28 protein-coding genes and 1 pseudogene are annotated in these 25,880 nt (G+C 48.2%); 27 read left to right on the top strand and 2 right to left on the bottom strand.

The features are described from left to right. The 13 genes and pseudogenes from hemA to B2X00_RS04255 form a co-directional block, all read left to right on the top strand. Positions 1-552, top strand: a pseudogene (gene hemA, locus B2X00_RS04315) (glutamyl-tRNA reductase); the annotation flags it as partial. A 2-nt stretch (positions 553-554) separates the two neighbouring features. Continuing rightward, on the top strand, positions 555-1,643 hold the full coding sequence (gene prfA / locus B2X00_RS04310) for a peptide chain release factor 1 (RefSeq protein ID WP_290486266.1): 1,089 nt from the start codon (positions 555-557) through the stop codon (positions 1,641-1,643). Continuing rightward, positions 1,643-2,491 carry a peptide chain release factor N(5)-glutamine methyltransferase gene (prmC, locus tag B2X00_RS04305; protein ID WP_290486265.1) on the top strand — a complete coding sequence of 283 codons (849 nt, stop codon included), beginning with the start codon at positions 1,643-1,645 and terminating at the stop codon, positions 2,489-2,491. Before prfA ends, prmC begins: the two co-directional genes overlap by 1 nt. A 14-nt stretch (positions 2,492-2,505) precedes the next feature. Beyond that, positions 2,506-3,978 carry a response regulator gene (locus B2X00_RS04300; RefSeq protein ID WP_290486264.1) on the top strand — a complete coding sequence of 491 codons (1,473 nt, stop codon included), beginning with the start codon at positions 2,506-2,508 and terminating at the stop codon, positions 3,976-3,978. 41 nt (positions 3,979-4,019) lie between these two features. Further along, positions 4,020-4,400: a SirB2 family protein gene (locus B2X00_RS04295; RefSeq protein ID WP_348660802.1), complete on the top strand. Its 381-nt coding sequence runs from the start codon at positions 4,020-4,022 to the stop codon at positions 4,398-4,400. Positions 4,401-4,443: 43 nt separating this feature from the next. Then, the gene (locus tag B2X00_RS04290; RefSeq protein ID WP_290486262.1) at positions 4,444-5,247 is read left to right on the top strand and encodes a SirB1 family protein; all 804 of its coding nucleotides are present in this window, start codon (positions 4,444-4,446) and stop codon (positions 5,245-5,247) included. 44 nt (positions 5,248-5,291) lie between these two features. After that, positions 5,292-6,563: a DUF819 domain-containing protein gene (locus tag B2X00_RS04285; protein WP_290486261.1), complete on the top strand. Its 1,272-nt coding sequence runs from the start codon at positions 5,292-5,294 to the stop codon at positions 6,561-6,563. Positions 6,564-6,574: 11 nt separating this feature from the next. Beyond that, on the top strand, positions 6,575-7,414 hold the full coding sequence (gene kdsA / locus B2X00_RS04280) for a 3-deoxy-8-phosphooctulonate synthase (protein ID WP_290486260.1): 840 nt from the start codon (positions 6,575-6,577) through the stop codon (positions 7,412-7,414). A gap of 27 nt (positions 7,415-7,441) precedes the next feature. Continuing rightward, positions 7,442-8,914: a TrkH family potassium uptake protein gene (locus tag B2X00_RS04275; protein ID WP_290486259.1), complete on the top strand. Its 1,473-nt coding sequence runs from the start codon at positions 7,442-7,444 to the stop codon at positions 8,912-8,914. 30 nt (positions 8,915-8,944) lie between these two features. Next, positions 8,945-9,718, top strand: coding sequence for a ZIP family metal transporter (locus B2X00_RS04270; protein ID WP_290486258.1), 774 nt, complete (start codon positions 8,945-8,947; stop codon positions 9,716-9,718). A gap of 26 nt (positions 9,719-9,744) precedes the next feature. Next, on the top strand, positions 9,745-10,689 hold the full coding sequence (locus B2X00_RS04265) for an MBL fold metallo-hydrolase (RefSeq protein WP_290486257.1): 945 nt from the start codon (positions 9,745-9,747) through the stop codon (positions 10,687-10,689). An 85-nt stretch (positions 10,690-10,774) separates the two neighbouring features. Then, the gene (locus tag B2X00_RS04260) at positions 10,775-11,452 is read left to right on the top strand and encodes a TetR/AcrR family transcriptional regulator (RefSeq protein WP_290486256.1); all 678 of its coding nucleotides are present in this window, start codon (positions 10,775-10,777) and stop codon (positions 11,450-11,452) included. A gap of 62 nt (positions 11,453-11,514) precedes the next feature. Beyond that, entirely contained in the window at positions 11,515-13,854 is a 2,340-nt protein-coding gene (locus B2X00_RS04255) for an acyl-CoA dehydrogenase (RefSeq protein ID WP_272978260.1), read from the top strand. Between the two features lie 22 nt (positions 13,855-13,876). Here B2X00_RS04255 and B2X00_RS04250 read toward each other — a convergent pair whose 3' ends face one another. Further along, positions 13,877-15,205, bottom strand: a complete 1,329-nt coding sequence (locus B2X00_RS04250; RefSeq protein WP_290486255.1) for a S41 family peptidase — start codon at positions 15,203-15,205, stop codon at positions 13,877-13,879. A gap of 129 nt (positions 15,206-15,334) precedes the next feature. Here B2X00_RS04250 and nagZ point away from each other — a divergent pair, with 129 nt between their 5' ends. Then, the gene (nagZ, locus tag B2X00_RS04245) at positions 15,335-16,339 is read left to right on the top strand and encodes a beta-N-acetylhexosaminidase (protein ID WP_290486254.1); all 1,005 of its coding nucleotides are present in this window, start codon (positions 15,335-15,337) and stop codon (positions 16,337-16,339) included. Here nagZ and queC read toward each other — a convergent pair whose 3' ends face one another. Further along, the gene (gene queC / locus B2X00_RS04240; RefSeq protein ID WP_290486253.1) at positions 16,340-16,999 is read right to left on the bottom strand and encodes a 7-cyano-7-deazaguanine synthase QueC; all 660 of its coding nucleotides are present in this window, start codon (positions 16,997-16,999) and stop codon (positions 16,340-16,342) included. Positions 17,000-17,047: 48 nt separating this feature from the next. Here queC and queE point away from each other — a divergent pair, with 48 nt between their 5' ends. The 13 genes from queE to B2X00_RS12585 form a co-directional block, all read left to right on the top strand. After that, positions 17,048-17,719, top strand: coding sequence for a 7-carboxy-7-deazaguanine synthase QueE (gene queE, locus B2X00_RS04235; protein WP_290486252.1), 672 nt, complete (start codon positions 17,048-17,050; stop codon positions 17,717-17,719). An 88-nt stretch (positions 17,720-17,807) separates the two neighbouring features. Then, a complete protein-coding gene (locus B2X00_RS04230) occupies positions 17,808-18,098 on the top strand; it encodes a Flp family type IVb pilin (RefSeq protein ID WP_290486251.1) in 291 nt (96 codons plus the stop codon). Next, the gene (locus B2X00_RS04225; RefSeq protein ID WP_290486250.1) at positions 18,095-19,327 is read left to right on the top strand and encodes a hypothetical protein; all 1,233 of its coding nucleotides are present in this window, start codon (positions 18,095-18,097) and stop codon (positions 19,325-19,327) included. Before B2X00_RS04230 ends, B2X00_RS04225 begins: the two co-directional genes overlap by 4 nt. Next, positions 19,311-19,874 (top strand): hypothetical protein, encoded by a 564-nt coding sequence (locus B2X00_RS04220; RefSeq protein WP_290486249.1) that lies wholly within the window; start codon positions 19,311-19,313, stop codon positions 19,872-19,874. Before B2X00_RS04225 ends, B2X00_RS04220 begins: the two co-directional genes overlap by 17 nt. Next, positions 19,844-20,353 (top strand): hypothetical protein, encoded by a 510-nt coding sequence (locus B2X00_RS04215; RefSeq protein WP_290486248.1) that lies wholly within the window; start codon positions 19,844-19,846, stop codon positions 20,351-20,353. Before B2X00_RS04220 ends, B2X00_RS04215 begins: the two co-directional genes overlap by 31 nt. Next, a complete protein-coding gene (locus B2X00_RS04210; RefSeq protein WP_290486247.1) occupies positions 20,335-20,526 on the top strand; it encodes a hypothetical protein in 192 nt (63 codons plus the stop codon). The genes B2X00_RS04215 and B2X00_RS04210 overlap by 19 nt, the downstream gene beginning before the upstream one ends. Next, positions 20,523-21,206 (top strand): Flp pilus assembly protein CpaB, encoded by a 684-nt coding sequence (gene cpaB / locus B2X00_RS04205; protein WP_290486246.1) that lies wholly within the window; start codon positions 20,523-20,525, stop codon positions 21,204-21,206. The genes B2X00_RS04210 and cpaB overlap by 4 nt, the downstream gene beginning before the upstream one ends. Positions 21,207-21,219: 13 nt before the next feature. Further along, on the top strand, positions 21,220-22,401 hold the full coding sequence (locus B2X00_RS04200; RefSeq protein WP_290486245.1) for a type II and III secretion system protein family protein: 1,182 nt from the start codon (positions 21,220-21,222) through the stop codon (positions 22,399-22,401). A 2-nt stretch (positions 22,402-22,403) separates the two neighbouring features. Further along, complete coding sequence (locus B2X00_RS04195) at positions 22,404-23,615, top strand: CpaF family protein (protein ID WP_290486244.1); 1,212 nt, start codon at positions 22,404-22,406, stop codon at positions 23,613-23,615. A 4-nt stretch (positions 23,616-23,619) separates the two neighbouring features. After that, a complete protein-coding gene (locus B2X00_RS04190; RefSeq protein WP_290486243.1) occupies positions 23,620-24,465 on the top strand; it encodes a type II secretion system F family protein in 846 nt (281 codons plus the stop codon). 59 nt (positions 24,466-24,524) lie between these two features. Further along, on the top strand, positions 24,525-25,259 hold the full coding sequence (locus tag B2X00_RS04185) for a type II secretion system F family protein (RefSeq protein ID WP_290486242.1): 735 nt from the start codon (positions 24,525-24,527) through the stop codon (positions 25,257-25,259). Next, positions 25,259-25,681, top strand: coding sequence for a DUF192 domain-containing protein (locus B2X00_RS04180; RefSeq protein WP_290486241.1), 423 nt, complete (start codon positions 25,259-25,261; stop codon positions 25,679-25,681). Before B2X00_RS04185 ends, B2X00_RS04180 begins: the two co-directional genes overlap by 1 nt. Continuing rightward, positions 25,590-25,880, top strand: a 291-nt coding sequence (locus B2X00_RS12585; RefSeq protein WP_414653680.1) for a tetratricopeptide repeat protein, incomplete at its 3' end; no start/stop codon positions are given. The genes B2X00_RS04180 and B2X00_RS12585, both read left to right, overlap by 92 nt.

Below are 25,880 nucleotides of genomic sequence, written 5' to 3'. Positions count from 1 at the left end.
GATATCGTTGTTAGTTCGACCGCCAGCACTTTACCTATTATTGGTAAAGGGCGCGTTGAAAAGGCGCTAAAGCAGCGCCGACATAAACCGATTTTGCTGATTGATTTAGCGGTTCCGCGCGATATTGAAGAGCAAGTTAACGAACTGGATGACGCTTACCTCTATACGGTTGACGATTTACAAAATATAATTAGTGAAAACATTAAGAACCGTGAGCAAGCCGCGCAGCAAGCTCGCAAAATCATTGCTCGAGAGGCCAGTCAGTTTTTAGACTGGTTACGCTCCCTTGATAGTGTCACTTTAATTAGGGATTATCGGCAACATACGCAAAAAATTGCACAAGTCCAACTCGAAAAAGCATTGGCTATGTTGCAGCAGGGTAAGCCGGCCGAGCAAGTCATGCAAGTTCTCAGTCACAAGCTCAGTCAACAGCTCGCGCATCGACCTACACAGCTTCTAAAACAAGCGGGCGAGCAGGGCGATCAAACCACATTATCGGTACTACAACAATTGTGGCTAGAGGACGATAAACAGAATAAGGAAACCAACTAAGCATGAATCCATCAATAGAGCGAAAGCTTGAGGGGTTAATCGAGCGATACGAGGAAGTGCAAGCTTTGCTCGGCGAACCGGATATTATTTCGGATCAGGATAAGTTCCGCTCATTGTCAAAAGAATACTCTCAGTTAGAAGAGGTGGTCAGCGCTTTCAATGCTTACCGTCAAGCACAATCCGACTTAGCAGCAGCCAACGAAATGGCTGATGATGACGATCCGGAAATGCGAGAAATGGCGGATGAAGAGATCACTGACGCCAAACAACGCGTCGAGTCGCTTGAAAATTCCTTGCAGGTTTTATTGTTACCTAAAGACCCTAATGATGACCGCGCGTGTTACCTTGAAATCCGAGCAGGCGCGGGGGGTGACGAGGCCGCCATATTTGCCGGCGATTTATTTAGAATGTATAGCCGTTATGCGGAACAACACGGTTGGCGCGTCAGCACAGTGAGTGCAAACGAGGGTGAACACGGTGGTTACAAAGAAGTCATTGCTCAGTTGAGTGGCGACGGCGTATATGGTCGTATGAAATTCGAATCGGGTGGACATCGTGTGCAACGCGTGCCAGAAACCGAGTCGCAAGGCCGCATCCACACCTCAGCGTGTACTGTGGCTGTGTTACCTGAAATTCCAGAGGCTGAAGCGATCGAAATCAACCCAGCCGATTTGCGAGTTGATACTTACCGCGCTTCGGGTGCAGGTGGACAGCACGTTAACCGAACGGATTCAGCGATTCGTATTACTCACTTACCCTCGGGTGTGGTTGTCGAGTGCCAAGAAGAGCGCTCGCAACATAAAAACCGAGCTAAAGCGATGTCGGTCTTACAGTCGCGGTTGCAACGTATGGAAGATGAAAAGCGCGCTCAGGAAGAAGCAAGTACACGACGGAGCTTAGTGGGCAGCGGTGATCGCTCAGAGCGTATTCGTACCTATAATTATCCACAAAGCCGTGTGACAGACCACCGTATTAATCTCACGCTGTATCGCTTGGACGAAGTTCTTGAGGGTGGATTGGATTTATTACTTGATCCCATCATTACCGAACACCAAGCCGATCAGCTTGCTGCACTATCACAAGATAATTAATGAGTCTGAGTATCAAAGACGCGCTCGATTGGGCGCGTCAACAGCTCGCTAGCAACGCGGAGCTAACCGACGCAGCGATTGATAGCCGCGTCCTTTTATCCTACCTGCTCGACAAGCCAATCAGCTATTTTATGACATGGCCGGAACGTTGTTTAAGCGAGTCGCAGTTCCAACAACTTCAGCGTTGGGTTGAACGCCGGTGCAGTGGTGAGCCGGTTGCGTACATCGTTGGTGAGCGTGAGTTCTGGTCACTCCCGCTAGCCGTTAACGAAAGTACCTTGATACCGCGACCCGACACCGAGTGCTTAGTCGAGACGGCGCTATCACTTTCATTACCGCAGCAAGCTCGTGTATTAGATCTGGGCACAGGCACCGGTGCTATTGCTTTGGCATTAAAAAGTGAACGCCCTGACTGGCATATCACTGCAGTCGATCAGTCGGTACAGGCCGTTGAACTGGCTAAGGGTAACGCACAACGGCTTGAACTGGAGGTTGATGTACTTCAAAGTGACTGGTTTAAAGCGCTAGATGATTGGCCCGCATTTGACTTAATCGTCAGTAACCCTCCTTATATTGCTGATGATGATGAGCATTTATACCAGGGGGATGTAAGGTTTGAGCCTCGCTCAGCGTTAGTTTCGGGGTACGCTGGGATGGCTGATTTAAATCATATTGCTGCAACGGGCTACGCGCACCTTCAACCTGGTGGTTGGCTTCTTCTCGAACATGGTTGGCAACAGGCGCAGGCTGTTATAACTTTATTACGTGAATTCGGTTATAAAAACGTTAACATATGGCGAGATTATGGTAATGTCGAACGAATCACTGGCGGACAGAAAGTGAAATAAAGAGAGAGAGCATTATGAGCAATCAGTTCATGTTTGCTGATGAGCCGCAACAGGCGCAACCCGCACTACTAAAAGACAAATGGAAAGTGCTGATTGTTGATGATGAACCCGAGGTTCATGCGGTGACAAAGTTGGCATTAAGCGATTTTGAGTTTCTGGGCCGAGGTCTTGAGTTTCACAGTGCTTTTTCGGGTGAAGAAGCACGACAGTTGGTTGATCAACATCCTGACGCTGCAATTTTGTTGCTTGATGTGGTGATGGAGTCTGATGACGCAGGACTTAAAGTGGCGCGTTACATTCGCGAAGACGCCGACAATCATTATACCCGAATTATTCTTCGAACCGGGCAGCCAGGACAAGCGCCAGAGCGTACGGTTATCGTCAACTACGATATCAACGATTATAAATCCAAAACCGAGTTGACGGCGCAAAAGCTGTTTACTGCGGTGATGTCTTCGTTGCGTTCATATCGCGATATTATGTCAGTTGACCAAAGTCGCCAGGGGCTTGAAAAAATCATCGAAGCCTCGGCTAATCTATACACTCTGCAGCCAATGCAACAGTTTGTTGACGGTATCGTGCAGCAGTTGAGTTGGGTGATTGGCGGTGCTCGGCAAACGCTTTATGCCACGGCGACGGATGATGGTCGTGCATATCGCGTGGTTGCTGCTAACGGTGAAGATAGTCAAGTGGCGATGGGGCAAACCTTGCGTTCGGTATTACCTGCTCCAGCACTCGCGGAACTTGACAGCGTGATACAGAACAACAGTCACCATTACGGTGGTGATTTTGTCTTGATGTATTGTCGTAGCCACTGCCGCCCACAGGGCTCGGTTTTATTTATTGGTGGTATGTCACGCGCATTGACCGATGATGATCATCATGTATTGAAGTTGTTTGCAGAGAACGTACAGAAAGCGCAAGACAATGTGGTTTGTATCGAGGATACCGATGTTTTGATGGCAGGAATTGCTGATCAACTGGTGCACTTACAAGCCAGTCATTTTGCTAGCGAGGACGTCGCGGGTTCGGAGGCCATCGCGTATCGCCTTGGCAAGGCGTTATTTGATGAATCGACCGCAATCGATGTGAGTTGTGCGATCACCTTGTATGCACGAGCGAAGCCCTTATTGGCGTGCATTGAACCTAATGCAGCGGCTCACGAGACTAGTTGTCAGCAGCGTATTGCAACCTCGCTGCGAGGCCTTAAAAACGGTCAGCAACAAGCGACTCAGTTCGCTTATACCGCCTTGATGGAACGCTTAGAACGCTGGGACGGTTTAGGTTTACCCGAAGGGAAAAAGGGTAATTCCATTGCTGAATCTACTCAGGTTATCCTAGTATCAGAACAAATTGCCGATTGGCGTACCCAGGGGTTAGCGGAAAGTGATATGATTACGCGTTTGCAAGATGAGCGCGGGCGTTATTACTCTCCCGACTTTTTGGATAAGGTGATTAAGCACATTGGTGTCGCGATAGCGAGCTAATGTCTTGCTCTGTTCCTAGCTCGATAAAACTGTGAGGAGAATTGATTTTGTATATCGCTTTTAAACATCTGCACGTGTTATTCGTGGTGATCTCCGTAGCTTTGTTTATGCTGCGTTTTTTTTGGGTGTTGAAATCCCCTCAACAGTTACAGAAAAAGTGGGTTAAGATTGTTCCCCACATTAACGATACGTTTCTTTTACTGAGCGCAATTGCAATGATCATCATTGTAGGTGGAGCACCGATCAGCGGCGAGTGGCTATCGAACAAAGTGATTGGTCTGGTGGGTTATATTATTTTTGGGTTAATTGCTTTTAAGTCTACTAACGCAGGTATGCGCTGGATCGGCTTTTTAGGTGCGGTGGCTTGGCTATTATTTTTGTTCCATGTCGCTTACTCAAAAATGCCCCTTTTGTTTGCTTAGGCACTGCTAACTTATCTACACACTCGTTTAACTTTAGGTGACCATGTCGTATTCTTTTCTTGAACTCAGTGAACAAGAATGGCTACCAACATTAGATATTATTTGGGAAATAAGTCGTCAGCTTGGCTATCGTCAGGTCGCTGACATTGCTGAATTCTGGCAGCAGGTTGATGACTTTGATGGCTTTGATGAACACGCCTCCGCAGCGGATAAGATGGCGCAACTGGGGCATTATTTTTATCGTGAATTAGGATATAGCGATGCACCTGAATCTTGGGTGAAGTCGCACCGTATTTTGGTTCACGAGGTGTGCGTCCAGCGCACAGGTGTTCCTTTAGTGCTCGCAATGCTATTACATGCAGCTGCTCATCGTCATGGATTACACGTTCAACTGATTGATTTTCCAGGCTATCCGCTACTTAAGTACGAGACGCAAGGGCATGCGCATTTTTTTGACCCGCACACGGGTCAATCGGTACGTTACGAGGATATTGTTCATCGTTTTGACCATCTGATGGATGGGGACGCCCAGTTTTGTTGGGAGTGGGCAGAAGCAACGCCGCAGTCCGGATTAATTGAAGCCTATCTAACGGAATTAAAACAATGTTTTATGGCCGAGGCACGCTTCGAAAAGGCGTTACGTTGTATTGAGATGCTGTTAGTGTTACGTCCCAATGACCCGTATGAGATTCGCGACAGGGGATACTTATATGAAGAGTTAGGGTGTCAACACATTGCGGCTGATGATTATCAGTTTTTTGTTGAGCAGTGCCCAGACGATCCAAGCGCGCAGTTGCTGAAGCTGCAACTTGAGAACTATGCAGGACCGTCGCATATTGTTCATTAGCACAACCGTTTAACAATAATGATTAAGAAATAAGGAGTATCCAGATGCTGGCAGCTGCACCCAAGGTTGCAGAAACGACCGCTTTGATCACCAATGATGGTGTGATTATTGGCCTTTTATTGGCCATTCTAGGGTTAGTTTTTTATACACATTCAAGTAAACATCCCGCGTTTGAGAAGTTCTATAAGTTTGTGCCTGCGTTACTGCTGTGCTACTTCATTCCGTCGTTACTCAATACATTTAATATCGTCGATGGTAATGCAACTGCGGTGACTGACATCACCATGGATTATTTACTGCCAGCGTGTATGGTATTGCTGACCTTAAGCCTAGACCTTAAGGCGGTCATGGGCTTAGGCTCGAAAGCACTCATTCTATTTCTAACCGGTACCTTTGGTATTGTCATCGGTGGTCCAATTGCTTTGTTGTTGGTTTCTTTGGTGTTTCCAGAGTTGATAGGTGGAGCTGGACCTGATGCCGTTTGGCGCGGCATGACAACCATTGCCGGTAGCTGGATTGGCGGCGGTGCGAACCAAGCGGCAATGAAAGAAGTGTATGAAGTGGGCGGTGGCATTTTTTCTGCCATGGTGACGGTCGATATTATCGTTGCTAATTTATGGATGGCCGTATTGCTATATATGGCAGCCAATGCGAAAAAAATTGATCAGCGCACAGGGGCCGATACATCAGCCATTGATGCGATTCGCGCTAAAGTTGAAAAATACGAAGCCGAGCACGTTCGTAATCCAAGCCTGCGCGACTTAATGCTTATATTAGCCGTTGGTTTTGGTGTCGCTGGGTTCGCGCATTTATTGGCAGATTGGATCGCGCCGGCTATTGGCGAGCACGCACCATACTTAAGCCGCTTTAGTCTAGATAGTTTGTTCTTCTGGGTCATTGTTTTGGCAACAGCAGGCGGGATTGCGTTATCTTTTACTCGTGCGCGCTCATTGGAAGCGGCAGGAGCCTCTAAAATCGGTTCGGTATTTGTTTATATTCTCGTTGCCAGTATTGGTCTTCATATGGACGTTACCGCGATCGTTGACGCACCAAAATACTTCTTAATTGGGGCAATTTGGATGATAATCCATGCTGGTTTAATGCTACTGGTGGCGAAACTCATTAAAGCCCCTGTGTTTTACATGGCTGTTGGTAGTCAAGCTAACGTCGGTGGTGCAGCCTCAGCACCGGTTGTCGCTTCTGCGTTCCATCCATCGCTTGCGCCTGTGGGTGTATTACTCGCTGTGATGGGTTACGCTTTAGGTACTTATATGGCTTATCTTGCAGGTCAAATCCTGCGTGTTGTAGGTAGTTAAGGAGCTAATCCATGCAATCCATTAAGATGGGTAACATTACCTTTGATAACCAGCGTCCGTTTGTATTGTTCGGCGGGCTGAACGTGTTGGAATCAAGGGACCTTGCGCTACGCACTGCAGAGCATTTTGTGACAGTGACTGAGGCGTTGGGTATCCCCTATGTATTTAAAGCCTCTTTTGATAAAGCGAACCGGTCCTCTATTCACTCGTTCCGAGGCCCAGGCCTAGAAGAAGGCTTAAAAATATTTGAAGCGGTTAAGCAGACGTTTGATGTGCCTATCATCACGGATGTGCACGAGCCTCATCAGGCAAAGCCTGTGGCCGAGGTGGCTGATATCATTCAGTTGCCTGCGTTTCTAGCGCGTCAGACTGACCTTGTCGTTGCAATGGCAAAAACCGGTGCGGTGGTGAATGTCAAAAAACCGCAGTTTCTTGCACCGCATGAAATGAAACATATCATCAAGAAGTTTAACGAAGCAGGAAACGAACGCATCTTATTGTGTGAACGAGGCAGCTGTTTTGGTTACAACAACCTGATCGTAGATATGTTGGGTATGGACGACATGAAGTCGCTCGCCCCAGTGGTTTTTGATGCGACCCATGCATTGCAGCGTCCGGGTGGTCGAGCTGACTCAGCCGATGGCCGTCGCGCACAGGCAGCTGAATTAGCACGCTCTGGTATGGCGCTCGGTTTAGCCGGACTCTTTATTGAAGCGCATCCGAATCCGGATGAAGCTAAGTGTGATGGGCCCTGTGCATTGCCATTGGCTAAGCTCGAGCCCTACTTAAAGCAAATGAAAGCCGTTGATGATTTGATTAAATCATTTGCTCCACTCGATACGGCTAACTAACACCTAGCCATGTTAAAGCCGTCACATATGCAGGCGCCAACTAAATTAACCGGCGTTGATGCGGCAAAAATTCTGTCGCGCGCAGTGGGCGGCTTGTTGGCGCTACTATCATTGGCGATGCTCATTCCCTTTGCGGTTGCGGTCGCCAATAGCGAAAAAGAGCAGTGGACCTACCTAACGCTTGCAGTGATAGGCTTTGTTGCAGGGACAGCGTTGTTCTTGCAGAAGTCAGGCGAGTCGAAGCTGCGGGCACGGCAGGTGTTTTTGTTGACGACGTTATGTTGGTTTTCGGCAAGCCTTTTTTCTGCGTTACCGTTTATATTTGCCCAACCTTATTTGAGCTTTGCTGACGCATGGTTCGAATCAATGTCAGCGATTACTACCACTGGGGCCACGGTGATTACCGGGCTCGACGATTTGCCCCGAGCTGTGCTGTTGTGGCGTGGCATGCTGCAGTGGTTAGGCGGGATCGGGATTATCGTCATGGCAATGGCAATTTTGCCCTTTCTACAAGTCGGGGGGATGCGCCTATTCCAAGCGGAGTCCTCGGACATATCGGGTAAGTTCATGCCACGCTCGAGCAATATGGTATTTGCAATTGGGCGAGTCTACATTCTTCTCACTATTCTGGTCATGGTGCTGTATTGGTTGGGCGGGATGCAAACCTTTGATGCGATTGTGCACGGTATGACCACCATTGCGACGGCCGGCTTTTCTAATTATGACGCTTCGTTCGGACATTTTGCCGATACACCGTTTTTGATGATTACGTGCACGGTATTTATGGTCGCCGGTGCCTTACCATTCGTTTTATATATCCGTGCACTAAAGGGCGATGTAGGGCCGCTATATCAAGACTCTCAAGTGCGTGCATTCCTTATATTTCTGCTGCTTGCGATTACCTTTATCACATTGGTCCATGGCACGCGCGGACGCGACGTGTTTGACGCGCTGATCCACACGGCGTTTAACGTTGTTTCTGTGGTGACTACCACAGGCTACGCCAGCGAAGATTACGGACAGTGGGGTAACTGGGCACTCATGGTGTTCTTCTATCTGATGTTTGTCGGCGGCTGTACGGGCTCCACTGCCGGCGGTATGAAAATATTTCGTTTCCAGCTGTCGCAATTACTTCTCAAAAAGCAATTTAACCAGCTGATACATCCTAACCTTGTGAGAGTTCAAAGTTATCAAGACCGTCGTGTGAATGATGCGTTGCTCGGTTCGATGGTCGCCTTTTGTTTTATGTACTTTATCCTTGTTGCATTCATAGCCCTGGGTCTATCGTTGTTTGATTTAGATTTCTTAACCGCGATCTCGGGTGCGGCTTCTGCCGTAAGTAATGTAGGTCCGGGGTTGGGTGAGGTCATTGGCCCGTCGGGAAGCTTTGCAAGTTTGGACAGCGGCGCCAAACTGTTATTGGTGTTTGCTATGTTGGCAGGCCGATTAGAAATAATGACCGTACTGATACTGTTCCATCGCCATTATTGGCGACATTGATAGCTTTGTATTAAAACGTAGGGATAAACTATGGATCCGTGGTTGCTTGCCTTTCTTGTGAGTGGTGCCAGCGGCTTAATGACTGCGCTGGGTTCCAGTGTTGTGCTCATTGGCTGGCAGCCGAGTCAGCGTCATACCAATATTTTGCTTGGTTTCGCGGCAGGGGTGATGTTGGCAGCGGCATTCTTTTCATTGATAGTGCCCGCGCTAGAAATTGCGGGCGACCTCTATGGTAATGGAATAGTGCCTCCGCTGATGGCAGTAACAGGCATCCTCGCTGGTGCTATACTCATTGCTCTTATTGATAAGACGGTACCTCATGAGCATTTTATAAAAGGCGCTGAGGGCCCGATTAATTCTCGTCTAAGCCGTTTGTGGCTATTTATTATCGCGATCACCATTCACAATATCCCAGAAGGTTTAGCCGTTGGTATTACCGCTGCGGGCGAGGACTGGGACGCAACGGTGGCGATTGCATCCGGTATCGGTTTACAGAACGTGCCCGAGGGGTTAGCTGTTTCTTTGGCGTTGTTGGCACTGAACTATTCTCGCTTTAAAGCATTTTTGATTGGTGCTTTGACCGGGTTAGTTGAGCCGCTAGGTGGTTTATTGGGTGGGATTTTTGTTGGCTTAACAGAATGGTTACTACCTTGGGGGCTACTACTTTCAGCGGGTGCAATGATTTACGTTATTAGCCATGAAATCATTCCTGAAACCCACCGCGAAGGTGAGCATTCGAAAGCCAGTGGTGGATTAATGGTAGGATTGGTCATAATGTTGTTTTTAGACGTATGGTTAGGTTGAGTTCATTCTACAGAGGACAATGACCCATGTTTAAACGTTCACTTTTGACGCTAACCGTAGCAGCAACTTTGAGTGCCAGTGTCATCGCGGGAGCTCCACAGCAAAAGACCTCGGCACCGGGTTACTACCGTATGATGTTAGGTGATACTGAGGTGACCGCTCTATCTGACGGCACAACGCAACTGCCTGTACACCAGTTATTACAAATGGATGCGGACAAAGTGCGCGACAAACTCGCCGAGTTTTATCGTCAGTCGCCGCTCGAAACATCGGTTAACGCCTACCTAGTCAACGATGGCGACTCGCTTGTGTTAATTGATACGGGCGCAGGCTCTATGTTTGGTGCATCATTAGGTAACTTGGTTCGTAACATTGAAGCAGCAGGCTATTCTGCTGACGACATCGATGAAGTTTATATTACCCATATGCACTCTGATCACATCGGAGGTCTGGTAAACGAGGGTAAACGGGTATTTACCAATGCTACTATCAGGGCGGACAAGCATGATGCGGACTATTGGCTCTCGCAACAGCAAATGGAGCAAGTTCCAGAGGCACAACGAGGTGGCTTCAAAGGTGCTATGACAGCACTGAACCCGTATGTTGAAGCGGGTCAGTTTAAACCTTTTGTGGCAGGTGAAACACTAGCTGCGAATATCAAAAGTGTTGAAGCCTACGGGCATACGCCCGGACATACCATGTATCGACTAGATGCAGGTGACCAAACATTAGTCTTTTGGGGCGACATTATGCATGTTGCAGAAGTTCAGTTTGATCAGCCGAGTGTCACGATCGCCTTTGATAGTAATCAAGATGAAGCGCGTGAACGGCGTATCACAGCCTATGCTGACGCCGCGAAAGAGGGTTATTACGTAGCGGGCGCACACTTACCCTTTCCTGGTATGGGCCAAGTGAAAAGCGATGGCGATGCCTACGACTGGGTGCCTGTAAATTACTCGCCAATGTGGTAACTTGCCATAATATTTCAGCGAACACTTGATCGCTGAAACGACATCGATTAAATTAAACGCATGTTTAAAATGTGTGTTTTTAATCATGTCTAATCTAAAAAGTCATGCTAGCGACGCCCCTTCATCAGTGCGGGCGTCGTCTAACAAACCATCAACACAAAAGCGGATCCTTGATACCGCCGAGCGACTGTTTGCGAGAGAGGGGTTTGAACAAACGTCGTTGCGCCAAATTACCCAAGAAGCGGATGTTAATTTAGCCTCCGTTAATTATCACTTTGGTTCCAAGAAAGCACTCATTCAGGCTGTGGTGGCACGCTATATGGATGTGTTCATGCCTGCGCTTGATGAAGAGTTGCGTGGTCTTGATGATGAGTCAGCGCTAACAACGTTGCAGGTGTTTGAAGCCTTCAAGCTACCATTGTTTTCGTTGAACGGTATTCATAAACGCGGTACCGAGCGCTTTCTTCGGCTACTCGGTTTTGCTTACTCAGAAACTCAGGGACATTTACGGCGCTATACCCAGTCGGCCTTTGGGAATGTTTTACAGCACCTTTTGGCGCTGTTACACCGAGCCAACCCAGAGCTTTCTGATGAAGAAATGTTTTGGCGCTTGCACTTTGTACTTGGTGCGACCGTATTTGCGCAGGTATCCGGGCAGGCACTGATTGAAATCGCCCGAGCTGAGTTTAATCATGAAGTGAATATTAAAACCGTCATTGAACATTTGATCGTATTTATAGCAGGTGGACTCGAACGTCCTTAAAGGCAGACAGCGCTGCTAGGTTGTTCTAGACTGATTGTAAGCCCCATTGTTTGGAGAGTTGAATGGAAATCTTGATATTAATTATCGTGCTGTTGGTCATTGTACTCGCAGTGGGTGATATTCGTCGCAGCTTAATTACTAAGCCTGTGTTCAAACTATTTAAACGCATTCTTCCGCCGTTGTCAGATACTGAACGTGAGGCTATGGAAGCCGGCGATATTTGGTGGGATGGTGAGTTGTTTAGTGGACGTCCAGATTGGCAGAAGCTACTAGAAACGCCCGAGCCGAAGTTGACCAGTGAAGAGCAGGCGTTTGTCGATAATCAGTTAGCTGAGTTATTGGATATGTTGGATGACTTTAAAATCGTTCAACAAGATAGAGACTTACCTAAACCTGTATGGGATTTTTTACGCAAGGAACATTTCTTTGCCATGATTATTGGTAAGGAATATGGTGGTTTAGATTTCTCCCCAGCGGCTAACTCATACATTGTTTCGCGTATCGCTTCACGTTCTATCAGTGCGGCGGTATCAGTGATGGTGCCTAACTCTCTCGGTCCAGGCGAGCTGTTAACGCATTACGGTACGGATGAACAGAAAAACTATTGGCTTCCGCGTTTAGCCGATGGCACGGACATTCCATGTTTTGCACTGACGGGTCCCGAAGCGGGCTCTGATGCAGGTGCTATTCCCGATGAAGGCATTATTTGTAAGGGTGAACACGAGGGCAAGGAAGTCGTTGGTATTCGTCTTAATTGGTCAAAACGTTATATTACGTTGGCGCCTTCTGCAACGGTTCTGGGTTTGGCATTCAAGTTGTACGATCCTGAAAGCTTGCTAGGCGACAAGAAAGAACTAGGTATTACCTGCGCGTTGATTCCAACGTCACATAAGGGTGTGGTCACGGGTGACCGACACTTCCCACTGAATCAAGCTTTTTTAAATGGTACGACCTACGGTGAAGATGTTTTCATTCCTTTAGAGTGGATCATTGGCGGCGCGGATTATGCGGGTAAAGGCTGGCGCATGTTGGTTGAGTGTCTATCTGCTGGTCGTGGTATTTCATTGCCCGCATTGGCGGCCGCTTCAGGTCACGTCACACAACGTATGACAGGTGCGTACGCTTATGTGCGGCAACAGTTCGGTTTACCGATTGGTGTATTCGAAGGCGTGCAGAGCGCTATGGGTAAAATTGGTGGAACAAACTATACCTTAGAATCGATGCGCCGACTCACCGTATCTGCGTTATGTCAGGGCAAATCACCTTCGGTTGTTACGGCTATGACCAAGTACCACATGACTGAGATGGGTCGTGAGGTTATCGAACATGCGATGGATATTCACGCAGGTAAAGGGATTCAGCTAGGTCCACACAACTACCTGGGTCATAATTATATGGCGACGCCGGTCTCGATTACGGTCGAGGGCGCGAACATTCTAACCCGTAACCTGATGATTTTTGGTCAGGGTGCAACACGCTGTCACCCGTATGTCCTAGAAGAAATGAAAGCCGCGTCTAACCCAGATGAAGAGCAAGGTTTAATGGCATTCGATGGCCTGCTGATGAAACATGTTGGCTTTGCCGTTAGTAATGTGTTCAGCAGCCTTTGGATGGGTTTAACAAGTTCGCGCTTTAATGAAACGCCGGTAAGTGGTGAAACGGGTCGTTATTATCAGCACTTAACGCGCTTTAGTCGCGGCTTAGCCATGGCAGCGGACGTGTCGATGCTAATGCTGGGTGGTGACTTAAAACGTAAAGAAATGATCTCTGCGCGTTTAGGTGATGTTTTGAGTCACTTGTATATGGCGTCAGCGGTGCTGAAGCGTTTCGAGGACGAAGGACGACAAGCGGCTGACTTACCTTATGTGCATTATGCAGTGCAGAGCCACCTACATAAGATTGGTTATGCATTTGATGGATTCTTCCGCAACTTCCCGAAACGTTCAGTGGCGGTACTCATGCGCGCAATGGTATTCCCATTGGGTAATCACTTTGCACAGCCGTCGGATGAGTTATTACAAGACATTAGTACTGACATGATGAAGCCGGGTATCACTCGCGATCGTCACACGTTCTTATGCTACTGGAAAGATGATGAGAACGATATGACAGGTCATATGGAGAAAGCATTCTTAGCGATGTTGGATATGAAAGACGTCTATAAGAAGCTTCGTAAGGCCGAAAAACGCGGTGAGCTATCGGGTAACTTAAACGGTCAGGCGCTAGCCGATAAAGCGAAAGAGCTTAATATTATCAGTGCAGAAGAAGCCGATAAGTTGGCTCATACCGAAAAACTTCGCATGACAGCGATTGGTGTCGATAGCTTTGCCCCCGGCATTATTGAAAACAATCAGTTCTATACCACGAAGGGTGATTTACGCAAACAAGCCGTGCGTGATTAACGCACGGCTCTAAACGCGATATTTACTGTAATGTGGCGCGCTTATCTTTCAGGGTGAAGATAGGCGCGTTTTTGTAAGCACGCGTTGATACGTGTTCCATCGCTGCGGTACTCACTGGACACTGACCGTTAACGATGAAATCGCGTGCAGCACCGGTTAGCGGATCGGCAAACTCACCCCAGTCGGCGACAATTGCATCATTTACCTGGCAGTCAGGCGATAGACCGTCATAGTACTGGCCTTGCCCTTCCGAGTTCACGGTTTCAAAATTAATAGCGAAGGTGACCTTATCGCATAACTCTTGCGGTTGTTGACCCACAGGTTTACCACAACTGGTTTCACCTATCGTGGTTACATCAACGTGCGGGCGTAATGAGTTAATCACCAGCTCAGAGGACGAGCAACTCGCTCCTGTAGTAAGTACAATCACATTATCAAGATCGAGCTGACGAACACCATCAACCAAACTAAAGGTCACGGTTTCATTTTGTGCCGAGTTATTATCATTGAAACGATATTCAATGAAGGTTTTGCCCTGTACTTGTGTACCTGCGGTCTGAGTAGCAAGTTGGTTAGCATAACGAATCAATCCTCCGCCGTTGTACCGAAGGTCAATGACTAAGCGATCGACGTTGTTGGCATCCAGTTCATTGAATACCTGATTGAGGTCATCTCCTGTTCGGTTGATAAACGCATCGAGGGTAAAATAACCGACACGTTGGCCATCAATTTGCCAAATTGTTTGGCCCATCACCGTATTTGTTGCGACTTCATCTTTGGTGATTGTTGCCGTTTGCTCATCGCCCGTCGGGTTACGCCAAGTAATCTCTCTTGTGATGCCTGACTCCGCAGGGCCTAACGCGCCGCTGTAAGCACCATTCGCGAGTAATTGTGAAACAGCAACACCGTCGATCGCAATAATTTCGTCTGCACGACGCATGCCAGCGTTCCATGCGGGTGAATCTTGGTAGACGAAACGTAGTTTGACACGATCGGCACTAATCTGCTGTTGGGAAAAACCAAAGCCTGCGTACTCCGCCGAAACAAACATCGCGTCATATTCATCCTGTGTCAAAATATAACTGTAACGATCTTCGGGGGCACGTAATTCTTCAAGTAGTTGATATACGTCGTCATAAGCCTCGGGGTCGATGGTTTGCGGAAGGCTATCGTTCCAAAAATAATCGTCCTGCATGTATTCGAAGAAGCGTTGGTTTTGATCCGCGGTAGAGCACGTGGCAAAACCATTCCCGCTACCCGCGCTATTATCGCTCCCGCTTGAGGATGAACCGCCGCAGGCTGCAAGCACAGAGCACAGTGAAAGTGATAAGAGCGTACGTACTGTCTTCATTTGAGCCACCATTGTTAACAGTGTGTTAATCACCTTATTACATGCTTATTTTTTACATCGGTCAAGCTGTACAATTCAGCTACCTCTGGCAAACTAGCCGTTATTAATCAGAGCAAATGAGATGATGGCATGGCACAGGTAATGATCGATATCGCGGGTACTGAGTTAACCGCCGAAGACAAGCAACTATTGGCACACCCTGATGTGAACGGTCTAATATTGTTCACCCGCAACTTTGTCAGTATCGAGCAAGTGGAAAATCTCGTCGCCGCTGCGCGTGAGGTGTCTGAAACCCCGTTGTTAGTTGCCGTCGATCACGAAGGTGGGCGAGTACAGCGGTTTCGCGATGGTTTCAGTGCCATCCCCGCAATGGCTCGTATCGCTGAGCTGCCGCACGATGAACAGCTAGCTGCAGCACAAGATTTGGGTTGGCTTATGGCACGCGAAGTAAGAGCCGTCGGTATTGATATTAGTTTTGCACCGGTATTAGACATTAATGGATGCAGCGAAGTGATTGGTGACCGTGCTTTTGCAAGCGATGTACAGCAGGTGGCTCATATTGCGCAATCATTTATCGAGGGGATGCATGAAGCAGGTATGGGCGCAACCGGTAAGCATTTTCCTGGACACGGCTCGGTAGCGGCAGATTCACATTTTGCAGTGCCGGTTGACAGCCGCGCAAAAGAAGTCATTTTTAATACCGATCTGCCTGTTTTTGATATGTTAGCCGATCGACTCGCAGGCATGATGCCAGCGCATGTGATTTATGAACAGGTCGATTCGCAGCCTGCGGGATTTTCTCACTATTGGCTACAAACCATTTTGCGCGAGCAATTGGGCTTTAACGGACTCATCTTTAGTGATGATTTGTCGATGCAAGGCGCGACGGTGGTTGGCGATATGCGTCAACGTGCGTTGGCAGCACTCGAGGCGGGTTGCGATATGGTGTTGGTCTGTAATGATCGTGATGCGGCCTTTGAACTACTGCAACAGCCGTTACCTAATACTTCAGCTCGTAGTCGTCAGCGTTTACAAGCGATGTTGGGCGCTGCTAATTACGAGCGTATGGACGAGCTTCAACGCTCAGACCGTTGGCAATCGGCCCAGCGTTGGCTCGAACGAATCGACGGTTAGTTAAGCTTCGTAAGGCAGTGGGTCTTTAACGCCGTTGGCGGCAAAGGCCTCTAGCCGTTCGACACACGCACCGCATTTGCCACAGGCTTTATCGCGTCCATTGTAGCAAGTCCAAGTATTTGAGTAATCAAGTGCCATGCGCAAGCCGTCAGCGAGAATGGCGTTTTTATCAACATCGAGGTAAGGGGCAACGACTTCGATAGGCTCGTAATTTGCCAACTGACTGACAACGTTCATCTGACGAACAAACTCGGGGCGACAATCAGGATAAATCGCGTGGTCTCCAGAGTGGGCTCCGTAATAAACCGCACTGGCGCCCTCGGATACGGCATAACCGATGGCTAGAGACAACAAAATCATATTGCGGTTGGGCACTACAGTCGATTTCATTGAAGACTCTTCGTAATGACCTTCGGGAATCTCGATATCATCAGTCAGAGAACTTCCCGCTAGCAAGGTGTTAATTGCAGTAATGTCTACGACTTTATGCGGAATGCTCAATTCATCACAGACTTTAGCGGCGACATCCAGCTCTCGCACATGGCGTTGACCATAATTAAAGGACAATGCCGATACTTCATGACCTTGCTCTAAGGCTTTATTCAGTACCGTAAATGAATCCATTCCACCTGAATAAATGACAACCACCTTTTGCGACATTCGCTGACTCCCCGTATAATTAAGCTTCCAATCATTTTAGCGAAAATCATGACTTACCGCATTAACGAAATTTTTGAAACATTGCAGGGTGAGGGCACCTTTACTGGCGTTCCATCCATTTTTATCCGCTTACAGGGGTGTCCTGTCGGTTGCCCTTGGTGTGATACGCAACACACGTGGGACGTGAAGCAAGAAGACCAAGTGTCAGTTGCCACGATGATGGCAAAATCTACGGCAACGTCCGAGTGGGCGGAGATGTCCAGTACTGATATCGTCGAACTGATAAAGCAACGCGGCTATCGTGCTAAGCATATCGTGATTACCGGCGGTGAACCTGCAATGTATGATTTGCGAGCGCTCGGTGAGGCGCTCGAAGCGCACGGTATGCGGTTACAGATAGAGACTAGCGGTACTTATGAGTTGCTCATTACAGCGAGTACTTGGGTGACAGTATCGCCCAAGCTCGATATGCCTGGGGGCTATTTAGTGCGTAGTGATTGCTTGAGTCGCGCCGATGAAATTAAGCATCCGGTAGCGATGCAAAAACATATAGATGCGTTGGATAGACTGTTGCAAGGACAAACGCTGAAATCGGATGTGGTAATTTGTTTGCAGCCTATTAGTCAACGCCCTCGTGCTACCGAACTAGCAATGAAAACCTGTATTGAGCGCAACTGGCGTTTATCGGTACAGATGCATAAATATCTTAATATCGAGTAAGTTAATCTTAGATCAGGCCTGCTAGGCTGGGCGAGTCTGGTTTTTCCTTTCTATACTGCCTGTTCCTTTTTCAATCTGAGGAACAGGTATGTGTCAGTTTCATTACGTAGCACCATCGAAATTTAACCAACGCGGTCAGGGGATGACCGAATACATCATCATAGTCGCGTTGATCGCGGTGGCGGCTATTGGCGTGTATTCGATGTTCGGTCAGAGCCTGCGAAATCAAGTCGCAGGGCTCGCGAAAGAGATGACCGGACAAAGCGCTTCAGGGGAGATCAACCAAGCTCGTCAGTCAGCCCGAACCGCCTCAACGGTAGCCAAGAAAAATATCAACTTGGGTAACTACGACGAAGCCAACAAAACGGAAGAGCAATGAGGCGGAGGGCTGTCAGCCGCGGTATGGCGCTACCACTTTATTTGGCTTTTTCAGTATTACTGTGTCTTGCGCTACTCTCTGTTACACAGTTAGGGCAACATGCGCGGCGGCAATTCTACTTACAAAGTGTAGCTGATAATGCGGCAATGAGTGCTGGCGTGCTAATGGCGCGTCAGCTCAATTTTGCAGCGTTGTTAAACCGCGCCTTGATAGGTAATCAAGTCGCTCTCGCGCAGTGGGTTGGCTTACATAGCTGGTTTAATATGATGCTCTCATTACTGAACAACAGCTCCACTGTGTTGTCGTTCGTGCCTGTGTTGACGGGACCTATGGTAACGCTGAAGCGCGCCCTGAAAGGTATTAAGTTGGGCACTGAGCGTGGCTTATCGGCTGTAGTGATGCTTCATGTCGCCATCATTCAAGCCATTTCTGCACTTCAAACCGTGTTACAACATACTCTGATTGCAGAAATTCCCTTCTCCTTGAACGATGTGGTGGCGGCACATGATGAGACACTTGAATGGGACGCCTTTCATGGCGGCGGTATTGTCCCGTTTCCCACCCTTTGGTGGCGTCTTACACAAGTAGAATCGACCCGAGATAAAGAGCAATCAGCGTTCTTTAAAACGCTTGTGTTAAAGAGTCGCGATCCGTTCTCAAAAAAACGTACCTACAATTGGCTCGATACTTATGCATTAAAAATTCGTCGAGCCGGAGGAAGTGACTTGGCAACGCGTTGGAATGGTGAATGGAATTGGCATGCGATCGATACAGTCTCAGCGCATTGGCGTAAGTACTGGGCATTCGGCAGCATGAAAGAGCGCCTGCCGCTGGCTTGGGGGGCGTCTGCACAGTATGTTCGCGTTAAGCGTTGGGCGTCGATTTATGGTGAGTCGGAATGGATAAACCCATGGGCCACATGGCTCGGTTGGAAGTCAATGCCGCGTCTAAAAGTTAAGCAACCTGCATTTCGCTTCGTGCGCTTGCAACATACCGCACGACTGGGGGCTGATAGAATTGTGGTGAAAATTACTGACCCTGAGTCGGAACAACAAGCCGTAGCCAAAGCGGAAGTTTTTTTCTCGCGTCCCAACAGCTTATTTCCGCGCTCAGATGGCGAGCGAGAGCGAGATAATTTATTTAACGCACTATGGCAAGCCCGTATCACGCCGTTATCGCTTGTGGAAAAAACGGTGCTCGGTATTCAAGCTTATGAAAAATCGACCTAAACCTTCGGCTTGTAAGGGACATGTGTTAGTCGAGTCTTTGATTGTTGCAGGGCTATGGGTCGTTCTGATGATTTCTCTCGCTGATGTATTACTGCCAGCCGTCAATACGAGTGAGACAACCCTAGTCGAGCAACGGCAACGCATTTTTGCCGACCCGATGGATTCTGAGAAGCTTCAGCGTTCAAGTGACTACGCGTCGGCTAAAGTAAGTCATCGCTTGCTGGGACCGCTCGATAAGTTAGTAAAGAATGATTTAGACGTCGATAATCTCGTGCAAACAAAACAGCAAACACCACTGTGGACGATGGCTCAATTGCGCAATGACTGGGCCGCCAAAGACGATGCCGAGTTGCGTGACCGCCCAGCAGGCTGGGTGCTTAACCGGGTGCTCGATATGGGATGGCTTAATACCGTGCAGGACGTTATCGCTATTTTGCCGTTTGCACGGGAATTCTCAAGTGAGTCGTTAATTTGGGGGTATATCGATGACGAGATTGTTCCAGAGGAGGAAGAAACATGTTCGCGGATATTCCAGTGGCTTTGCTGATGTGGTCGTGGACAGAACCTGATCCCGCGCACAAGATGATGCGCTTGCAGACCCCAGCGCACCCCGATTGGCAGGTACTGGAACACAAGTTTCCAAACTGTCCGCTTACGGTCGAGCTAAAACTTTGGGTATGTGAAATTGAGCAAAAGATCTGGTTTTTGCATCAGGGCGCTGATCAGGCTTGGTGGCTTTCATCGCTTGATGCGACCGCAAAGGTTACCACGCCTCCGCCTATCAATATCGGACTGAAGCCATTTGGCTACGGGCGTCAACAGGGCTATCAATATTGGTTATTCATTGAACCCGTCGGCCGTGTTGCCATACAACGGCAACTGGAATTTCGATTGAGTCAGCTAAAACGCCAACGAATATCGGTCGATGACACCCAAGAACTTATCCGTATTCCTGCATTAAGTAGCTTGCTTAGCATCTATAACTATCGCCAGTGGACGGTGTTGATATGGTTAAAAACGCATTAGGACAAGCGCTGACTGAGTCACTCATACTACTCCTCATGTGTTGTGTATTTTTGTTTGGCACTGATTGGGGTCAGTCAATAGTTGAGCAACTTAGAGAGCTTGGCCAATTATTGTCACTTCATTTTAAGACCGTATTGAACTTAATCAGCTTTGTACCGGGGAGTGGAATGTGAAGGCAAAAAAGCAATGGATTGTTTTATTGCTGCTCAGCGTCGCGTTGACGGCTTTCACTTTGTGGCTGTTGCGCTCTTATCTAAACTACGAAACCGCTAAGCGATTGAGGGCAGAAACGCCCCCTGAGCAAGGCATTGTCGTTTTCAGTCAAGATTTAGATGCAGGTACGTTGGTTGACACTTCAATGTTGTCACTTCGGCAATACCCTGCTCATCTCGTTAACCCTACGTGGATGACTGAGGACTATGTCGGCAGCATTTTAGATTTACCGCTTAAGCATTCGGTAACGGCCGGAACACCTGTCGAAGAGACGCAATTTGAGCTTAGTTATCAAAAGCGTATGGCGGATACCTTACCTGCTGGGCATTGGGCAATCACGTTGCCTGTTGATGTGATGCAGATTCACAATGGTCAATTGCAGCCCGATGACCGCGTCGACTTAGTGAGCAAAAATCAGTTACGGGAAACGCTGCAGGTTGTCGAAAATATTCGGGTGCTATCGATCAACGGAGTGGACAATGGAAGCGGATTATCAGTCACTTTAGCGGTTTCTGCTCGGCAACGATTGCAACTTGGGCAAATGATCGGAGAGGGAATGCAATGGTGGGTGAAAGCTGCGGGAGAGAAAAGTCGCCCCTGGCAAACTCAGGTGCGTCGATCAGCGATTTTAGATTGGTAGGAGCGAATCCACAATGTTGAGATATTTACTCATCATGTTGTTTGCTGTCATCGCGCAGCCATGCATCGCCACAAATGCTGAAAAGCTCGTCATCACGGTGGGGCAGAGCGAGCGGGTGAGTATCACCCCGAGTACTCAGGTGATGATAGCCAATGAATCCCTAGCGCAAGCGAAGCTCGTTTCTCAAGATACGCTGTTGGTACGGGGGTTAATGCCTGGTACCACGGATATGTGGTTAATTGGGCCCGATGACAAGCGAGTGGTGATTACCGTATTGCATGCTGTGCCAACCAATGTGCTAGCACGTTTGAAGACTTGGCAGAAAGACTATCAGAGCTTTAGCATTCAACAGCATGGGACGCAAATTGAGTTATCAGGCGCCTTACCTGCATCAAAAAGAGCGACGCTTACAAAGCTGATAGAGCCTTATCCAAATATCATTGATCGAACTACATCGACTCAGGTTGCCCACCCGATGTTGCGGCTCAAAGTGACTATTTTAGAAATTAAGCAGCAGTTTGTGCAGCAACTGGGTATTCAATGGGATACCCAAATAGCAGGACCGAACTGGCAGTGGGGGCGTCAAGGTGGCGTTGAATGGAGTCCTCTGTTGATGTCAAATATTCAGCTTCTCGAGCAACAAGGCGCTGCAAAACTATTAGCGACGCCCGTATTAACAACTCAAAGCGGACAACCCGCCTCCTTTCTTGCCGGCGGCGAAATTCCTATTCCTCAGGTCGTCGGGCAAGGTATGCAGGATGTTAGTTTTCGTGAATACGGGGTGCGGTTAACCATTGATCCTGTGGTGGGCGCGGATAATAAAATCACGGCTAAATTGAGCGCCGAAGTATCAAATATTGACCCCGCGGTCGAAGTGAATGGTGTGCCCGGTATTCTCACGCGGCGCACAGAGGCTGTGTTGAGTGCGCAACATGGTGAAACGGTCGTTCTATCGGGTTTGCTCAGTACCGATAGTAGTGAATCCGAAGCCGGGCTTCCGGGCTTGAATCAGTTACCTATTGCTGGAGAAGTGTTCAAGCAGCGCGGTCAACGCAATCAACATACTGAGTTACTTATTTTTGTTACCAGTGAAATTGTCGCGTATGACCACCAACGTCATGCACTGAAACAGCGTTATCGTGAACAAGCTCAGCAATGGTATTTACAAGCAGGCTGCATTGGACTCAAGGAGTGAGCATGGATAAACAACAACTAAGGCAAGCGCTTAAAACTCATCTACAACAGCGACAGTCAGGCTTACAGGACTTGCCTTCGACTGAACTGCGCGAACATGCCAAACGCTATTTACTTGATCTCACCCACCCTCAGTCACAGGTCGCTGAAGATGCCGTAGCTGATGTGATTGACGAAGTGCTTGGGTTGGGACCTATTGAGACGTTGCTTCGCGATGAGACGGTATCTGAGATCATGGTAAACCGTTACGATCAAGTGTTCGTCGAACGCTCGGGACGACTTGCTGACTCGGGCCTAACGTTTAGTGACGAGTCCAGTTTGCGGCGTGTGATTGAGCGTATTGTATTACCGCTAGGTCGGCATGTTGATGATTCGTCTCCGATGGTGGATGCACGACTGCCCGATGGGTCCCGAGTCAATGCCGTGCTGCAGCCACTCGCGGTAAAGGGCAGTTGTATTACTATTCGTAAGTTTTCATCTAAACCATTGATCATCGACGATTTAATTAGACTGGGTTCGTTAACTCCCGCAGCCGCGGAATTTTTAAAGCTCGCTGTTGAGTGCCGACAGAATATTATTATTTCCGGCGGTACTGGCAGCGGTAAAACGACTTTATTAAACACCTTGTCATCGTTTATTCCGAGTGATGAGCGAATTGTGACGATTGAAGACGCTGCAGAGCTTAGATTACAGCACAAAAACTTGGTTTCACTCGAGGCGCGTCCGAAAAATCAAGAGGGCAAAGGTGCGATAAATATTCGTGATTTAGTTATCAACTCGTTACGGATGCGTCCTGATCGTATCGTCGTGGGTGAGTGTCGTGGCGCCGAGGCACTCGATATGCTGCAAGCCATGAATACAGGTCATGCGGGTTCATTAAGTACGGTGCATGCAAATACAGCGCGAGATGCTGTGCGGCGGCTTGAGATAATGGTCTTAATGGGGTCAATGGATTTACCGGTTTTTGCGATTCGTCAGCAAATCGCTAGTGCGGTTGATTTAATTGTGCAAACCTCCCGATTGAGTAGTGGCCAGCGCGTTGTCACGAGTATTGATGAAGTCACCGGGATTGATGGAGAAACTTTGCAGATTGGAACCTTGTTTACACGGCATCGAGACGAGGGCCGTTTGGTGAGCCAAGGCATGCCGGCAAGGTTTGCAGCCTCGCAAGCCCCCGAAGTTCAAGAGCAGTTAGCGCAAACATTGATGGGATAAACCGATGTTAATTGCGGTTATCCTGTGCGTGCTCCTGACGATTGCGATTTGGTTGACCTGGATGCGTCAGCTGAATCGAAATCGTATACAAGCGATTGAGGGCACGTTGGCGCACCACACGCAGCGCTCGCTACAAGAGTTTTTCGTTTTCTTACCGGTTAAGTGGCTAATTAGGGGATATTTGATTGCGAGCTGTATCTTACCGCTCGTGATGGGGATGACATTAGGGTTGCAGTCGGCCGGCGTGACTTTGGCTGTTTGCTTAATATCACCGCCAATGATCTACCGTTGGCTACGAAATAAACGCTACCGTGCTTTACAACGACAGTTACCGATGTTGTTAATGAATCTATCTAATCAATTGAAGTCAGGAATGAGTATGGTGAACGCCATCACTACACTTTTTGACGAGTTTGAGGCACCGCTTGGACAGGAGGTGAACGAAATCATTCGTCAAGTTAAGTTAGGCGATGATTTGCCCAGTGCGCTCGCCAACTGGCAACAGCGAGTACCTATTTTTAGCATTACGCTCGTGGTTCAAGCTTTAATACTGGGATACCGCAATGGTGGCCAACAGTCACAAGTATTGCGGAGGTTGGCGGAGAACTTGGGTCAACAGCAAAAGGTGAGGGACCGTCAACAGGCATTATCAGCGCAAGGGCGTATGCAGGCGTGGGTGTTAATTAGTATGCCGTTGGCATTGTTTCTTCTGCTTAACTGGATGAAACCCACGCATACCGCTTACTTGACAGGAACACTGATCGGTCAGGTGGCACTCGGTGCAGCCGTGATATTGACTTTAATCGGCGCAATGATGGTTAAGCGCATTCTCAATACAGACGATTTTTAATGCAACTCGTTATTATAGTTTTTTGTTTATTCGTGCTTTGCTGTCTTTTAAGTGGCTTATTGATTTGGTTAGCGCGAATTATTCGGCTAACGGAACGCTGGGAGCGTGTCTGTGAACGCGTGTACCAGAAAATCCCTCTACGGACTCAGGTTTTACTGCGGCGCTGGTTCGACTTAGAGCAACAAGCCGCCAAGTTTCATTGTCGGGTTATTAATGTCAGCAGTGTAATTGCGCTGCTGGCGCTTGTGAGTATTTCGCTCCAATTAGGCTGGTTGTTGATGTTATTAATGTTGGTGACCGCATTAATTATCCAACGTGGACAACGGCAATTTCGCAGTAAACAAGCCCGAATCTATCGGGAACTTCCCGACTTTTGTGATCTGCTTGGGATGATGTTGGCATCAGGTTTACCGTTAATTCCTGCACTTGACCGGGTCTCTAACGCGTCGAGTACGGGGTATTTGGCTCGAGAAATACATTATGTTGGACAACAGATACGACGAGGCACTGACCTAGGCAGCGCATTGTTTGGCTTAGCAGATTTATACCGTATTAACGCTTTAAGTGAATGGTGCAAGTTGTTAAATCGAGGCTACCAACAAGGCAATAGTTTAATCGATGCATTGCTGTTTTTCTCTGAGCAACTGCGCGATGAACAACTTAATCAAGCCGAGAAAAAGGCTCAAGAGGCGCCGGTAAAATTGTTGCTACCATTACTCAGTTGCTTTTTCCCAGTAAACTTCTTAGTGATTTTGGGACCCATCTTTATTCAGTTGCACCAAGGGGGTTACTAGTGACGAGTACCATTATTTGGCCCGACACGCAGTACCTAACAGGCTATTTTTCGCGTTTACGGGGTGTTACAGCATTAACCGAGATGACGCCACTGAGTGCAATTTGGTTTCCACGCTGTCGCGCTATACATACCTTGGGTATGCGTTTCCCAATTGATGTGGTCGCGCTCGATAAGGAAGGAGTCATAATCAATGTGAAGCGTTTTTTAACGCCGAATAGAATTTACATTCAGAAGCGGGCGCATACAGTGATCGAACTGTGTGCATTGAGCCCGTATCCACTCGAATCATGGATTGGAGCTAAGCTCGATTTAGAGGCAAGGAGTCAAAATGAAGAAAAGCATTGGGCTACTCGTATTATGTTTGAGCGCATGCACGAGCACACCACAGTCGCCTCAGTACGCGCAATATCAATTAGGTAATGCTAAAGCATGGTACGAACAGGGAGATCTATTGTCGGCGGAGCAGCAGCTCAATGCATTACATCAGAATGGTGCGGGAAGTGCAGCGAGTTGGCGCTTACTCGGTAATATTCATCTTCGGCAGCATCGTTTAGAGGCAGCCCGCGAGGCGTACCGCAAGTCTGGACAGCTCAATCCTCCCGAAGCAGATGTGTGGCCC

Origin of the sequence: Idiomarina sp. UBA3162, assembly GCF_002364475.1 — a bacterium.
In the GTDB taxonomy this organism is placed as follows: Bacteria; Pseudomonadota; Gammaproteobacteria; order Enterobacterales; family Alteromonadaceae; genus Idiomarina.
This window is presented reverse-complemented; position numbering and strand designations above follow the sequence as displayed.

Bases quoted from the DNA above. Each gene is read 5' to 3' on its own strand.
- prfA (WP_290486266.1), top strand. From the start codon at position 555: ATGAATCCATCAATAGAGCGAAAGCTTGAGGGGTTAATCGAGCGATAC.
- prmC (WP_290486265.1), top strand. From the start codon at position 1,643: ATGAGTCTGAGTATCAAAGACGCGCTCGATTGGGCGCGTCAACAGCTC.
- B2X00_RS04300 (WP_290486264.1), top strand. From the start codon at position 2,506: ATGAGCAATCAGTTCATGTTTGCTGATGAGCCGCAACAGGCGCAACCC.
- B2X00_RS04290 (WP_290486262.1), top strand. From the start codon at position 4,444: ATGTCGTATTCTTTTCTTGAACTCAGTGAACAAGAATGGCTACCAACA.
- B2X00_RS04285 (WP_290486261.1), top strand. From the start codon at position 5,292: ATGCTGGCAGCTGCACCCAAGGTTGCAGAAACGACCGCTTTGATCACC.
- kdsA (WP_290486260.1), top strand. From the start codon at position 6,575: ATGCAATCCATTAAGATGGGTAACATTACCTTTGATAACCAGCGTCCG.
- B2X00_RS04275 (WP_290486259.1), top strand. From the start codon at position 7,442: ATGCAGGCGCCAACTAAATTAACCGGCGTTGATGCGGCAAAAATTCTG.
- B2X00_RS04270 (WP_290486258.1), top strand. From the start codon at position 8,945: ATGGATCCGTGGTTGCTTGCCTTTCTTGTGAGTGGTGCCAGCGGCTTA.
- B2X00_RS04265 (WP_290486257.1), top strand. From the start codon at position 9,745: ATGTTTAAACGTTCACTTTTGACGCTAACCGTAGCAGCAACTTTGAGT.
- B2X00_RS04260 (WP_290486256.1), top strand. From the start codon at position 10,775: ATGTCTAATCTAAAAAGTCATGCTAGCGACGCCCCTTCATCAGTGCGG.
- B2X00_RS04255 (WP_272978260.1), top strand. From the start codon at position 11,515: ATGGAAATCTTGATATTAATTATCGTGCTGTTGGTCATTGTACTCGCA.
- B2X00_RS04250 (WP_290486255.1), bottom strand. From the start codon at position 15,205: ATGAAGACAGTACGTACGCTCTTATCACTTTCACTGTGCTCTGTGCTT.
- nagZ (WP_290486254.1), top strand. From the start codon at position 15,335: ATGGCACAGGTAATGATCGATATCGCGGGTACTGAGTTAACCGCCGAA.
- queC (WP_290486253.1), bottom strand. From the start codon at position 16,999: ATGTCGCAAAAGGTGGTTGTCATTTATTCAGGTGGAATGGATTCATTT.
- queE (WP_290486252.1), top strand. From the start codon at position 17,048: ATGACTTACCGCATTAACGAAATTTTTGAAACATTGCAGGGTGAGGGC.
- B2X00_RS04230 (WP_290486251.1), top strand. From the start codon at position 17,808: ATGTGTCAGTTTCATTACGTAGCACCATCGAAATTTAACCAACGCGGT.
- B2X00_RS04225 (WP_290486250.1), top strand. From the start codon at position 18,095: ATGAGGCGGAGGGCTGTCAGCCGCGGTATGGCGCTACCACTTTATTTG.
- B2X00_RS04220 (WP_290486249.1), top strand. From the start codon at position 19,311: ATGAAAAATCGACCTAAACCTTCGGCTTGTAAGGGACATGTGTTAGTC.
- B2X00_RS04215 (WP_290486248.1), top strand. From the start codon at position 19,844: ATGTTCGCGGATATTCCAGTGGCTTTGCTGATGTGGTCGTGGACAGAA.
- B2X00_RS04210 (WP_290486247.1), top strand. From the start codon at position 20,335: ATGGTTAAAAACGCATTAGGACAAGCGCTGACTGAGTCACTCATACTA.
- B2X00_RS04200 (WP_290486245.1), top strand. From the start codon at position 21,220: ATGTTGAGATATTTACTCATCATGTTGTTTGCTGTCATCGCGCAGCCA.
- B2X00_RS04195 (WP_290486244.1), top strand. From the start codon at position 22,404: ATGGATAAACAACAACTAAGGCAAGCGCTTAAAACTCATCTACAACAG.
- B2X00_RS04190 (WP_290486243.1), top strand. From the start codon at position 23,620: ATGTTAATTGCGGTTATCCTGTGCGTGCTCCTGACGATTGCGATTTGG.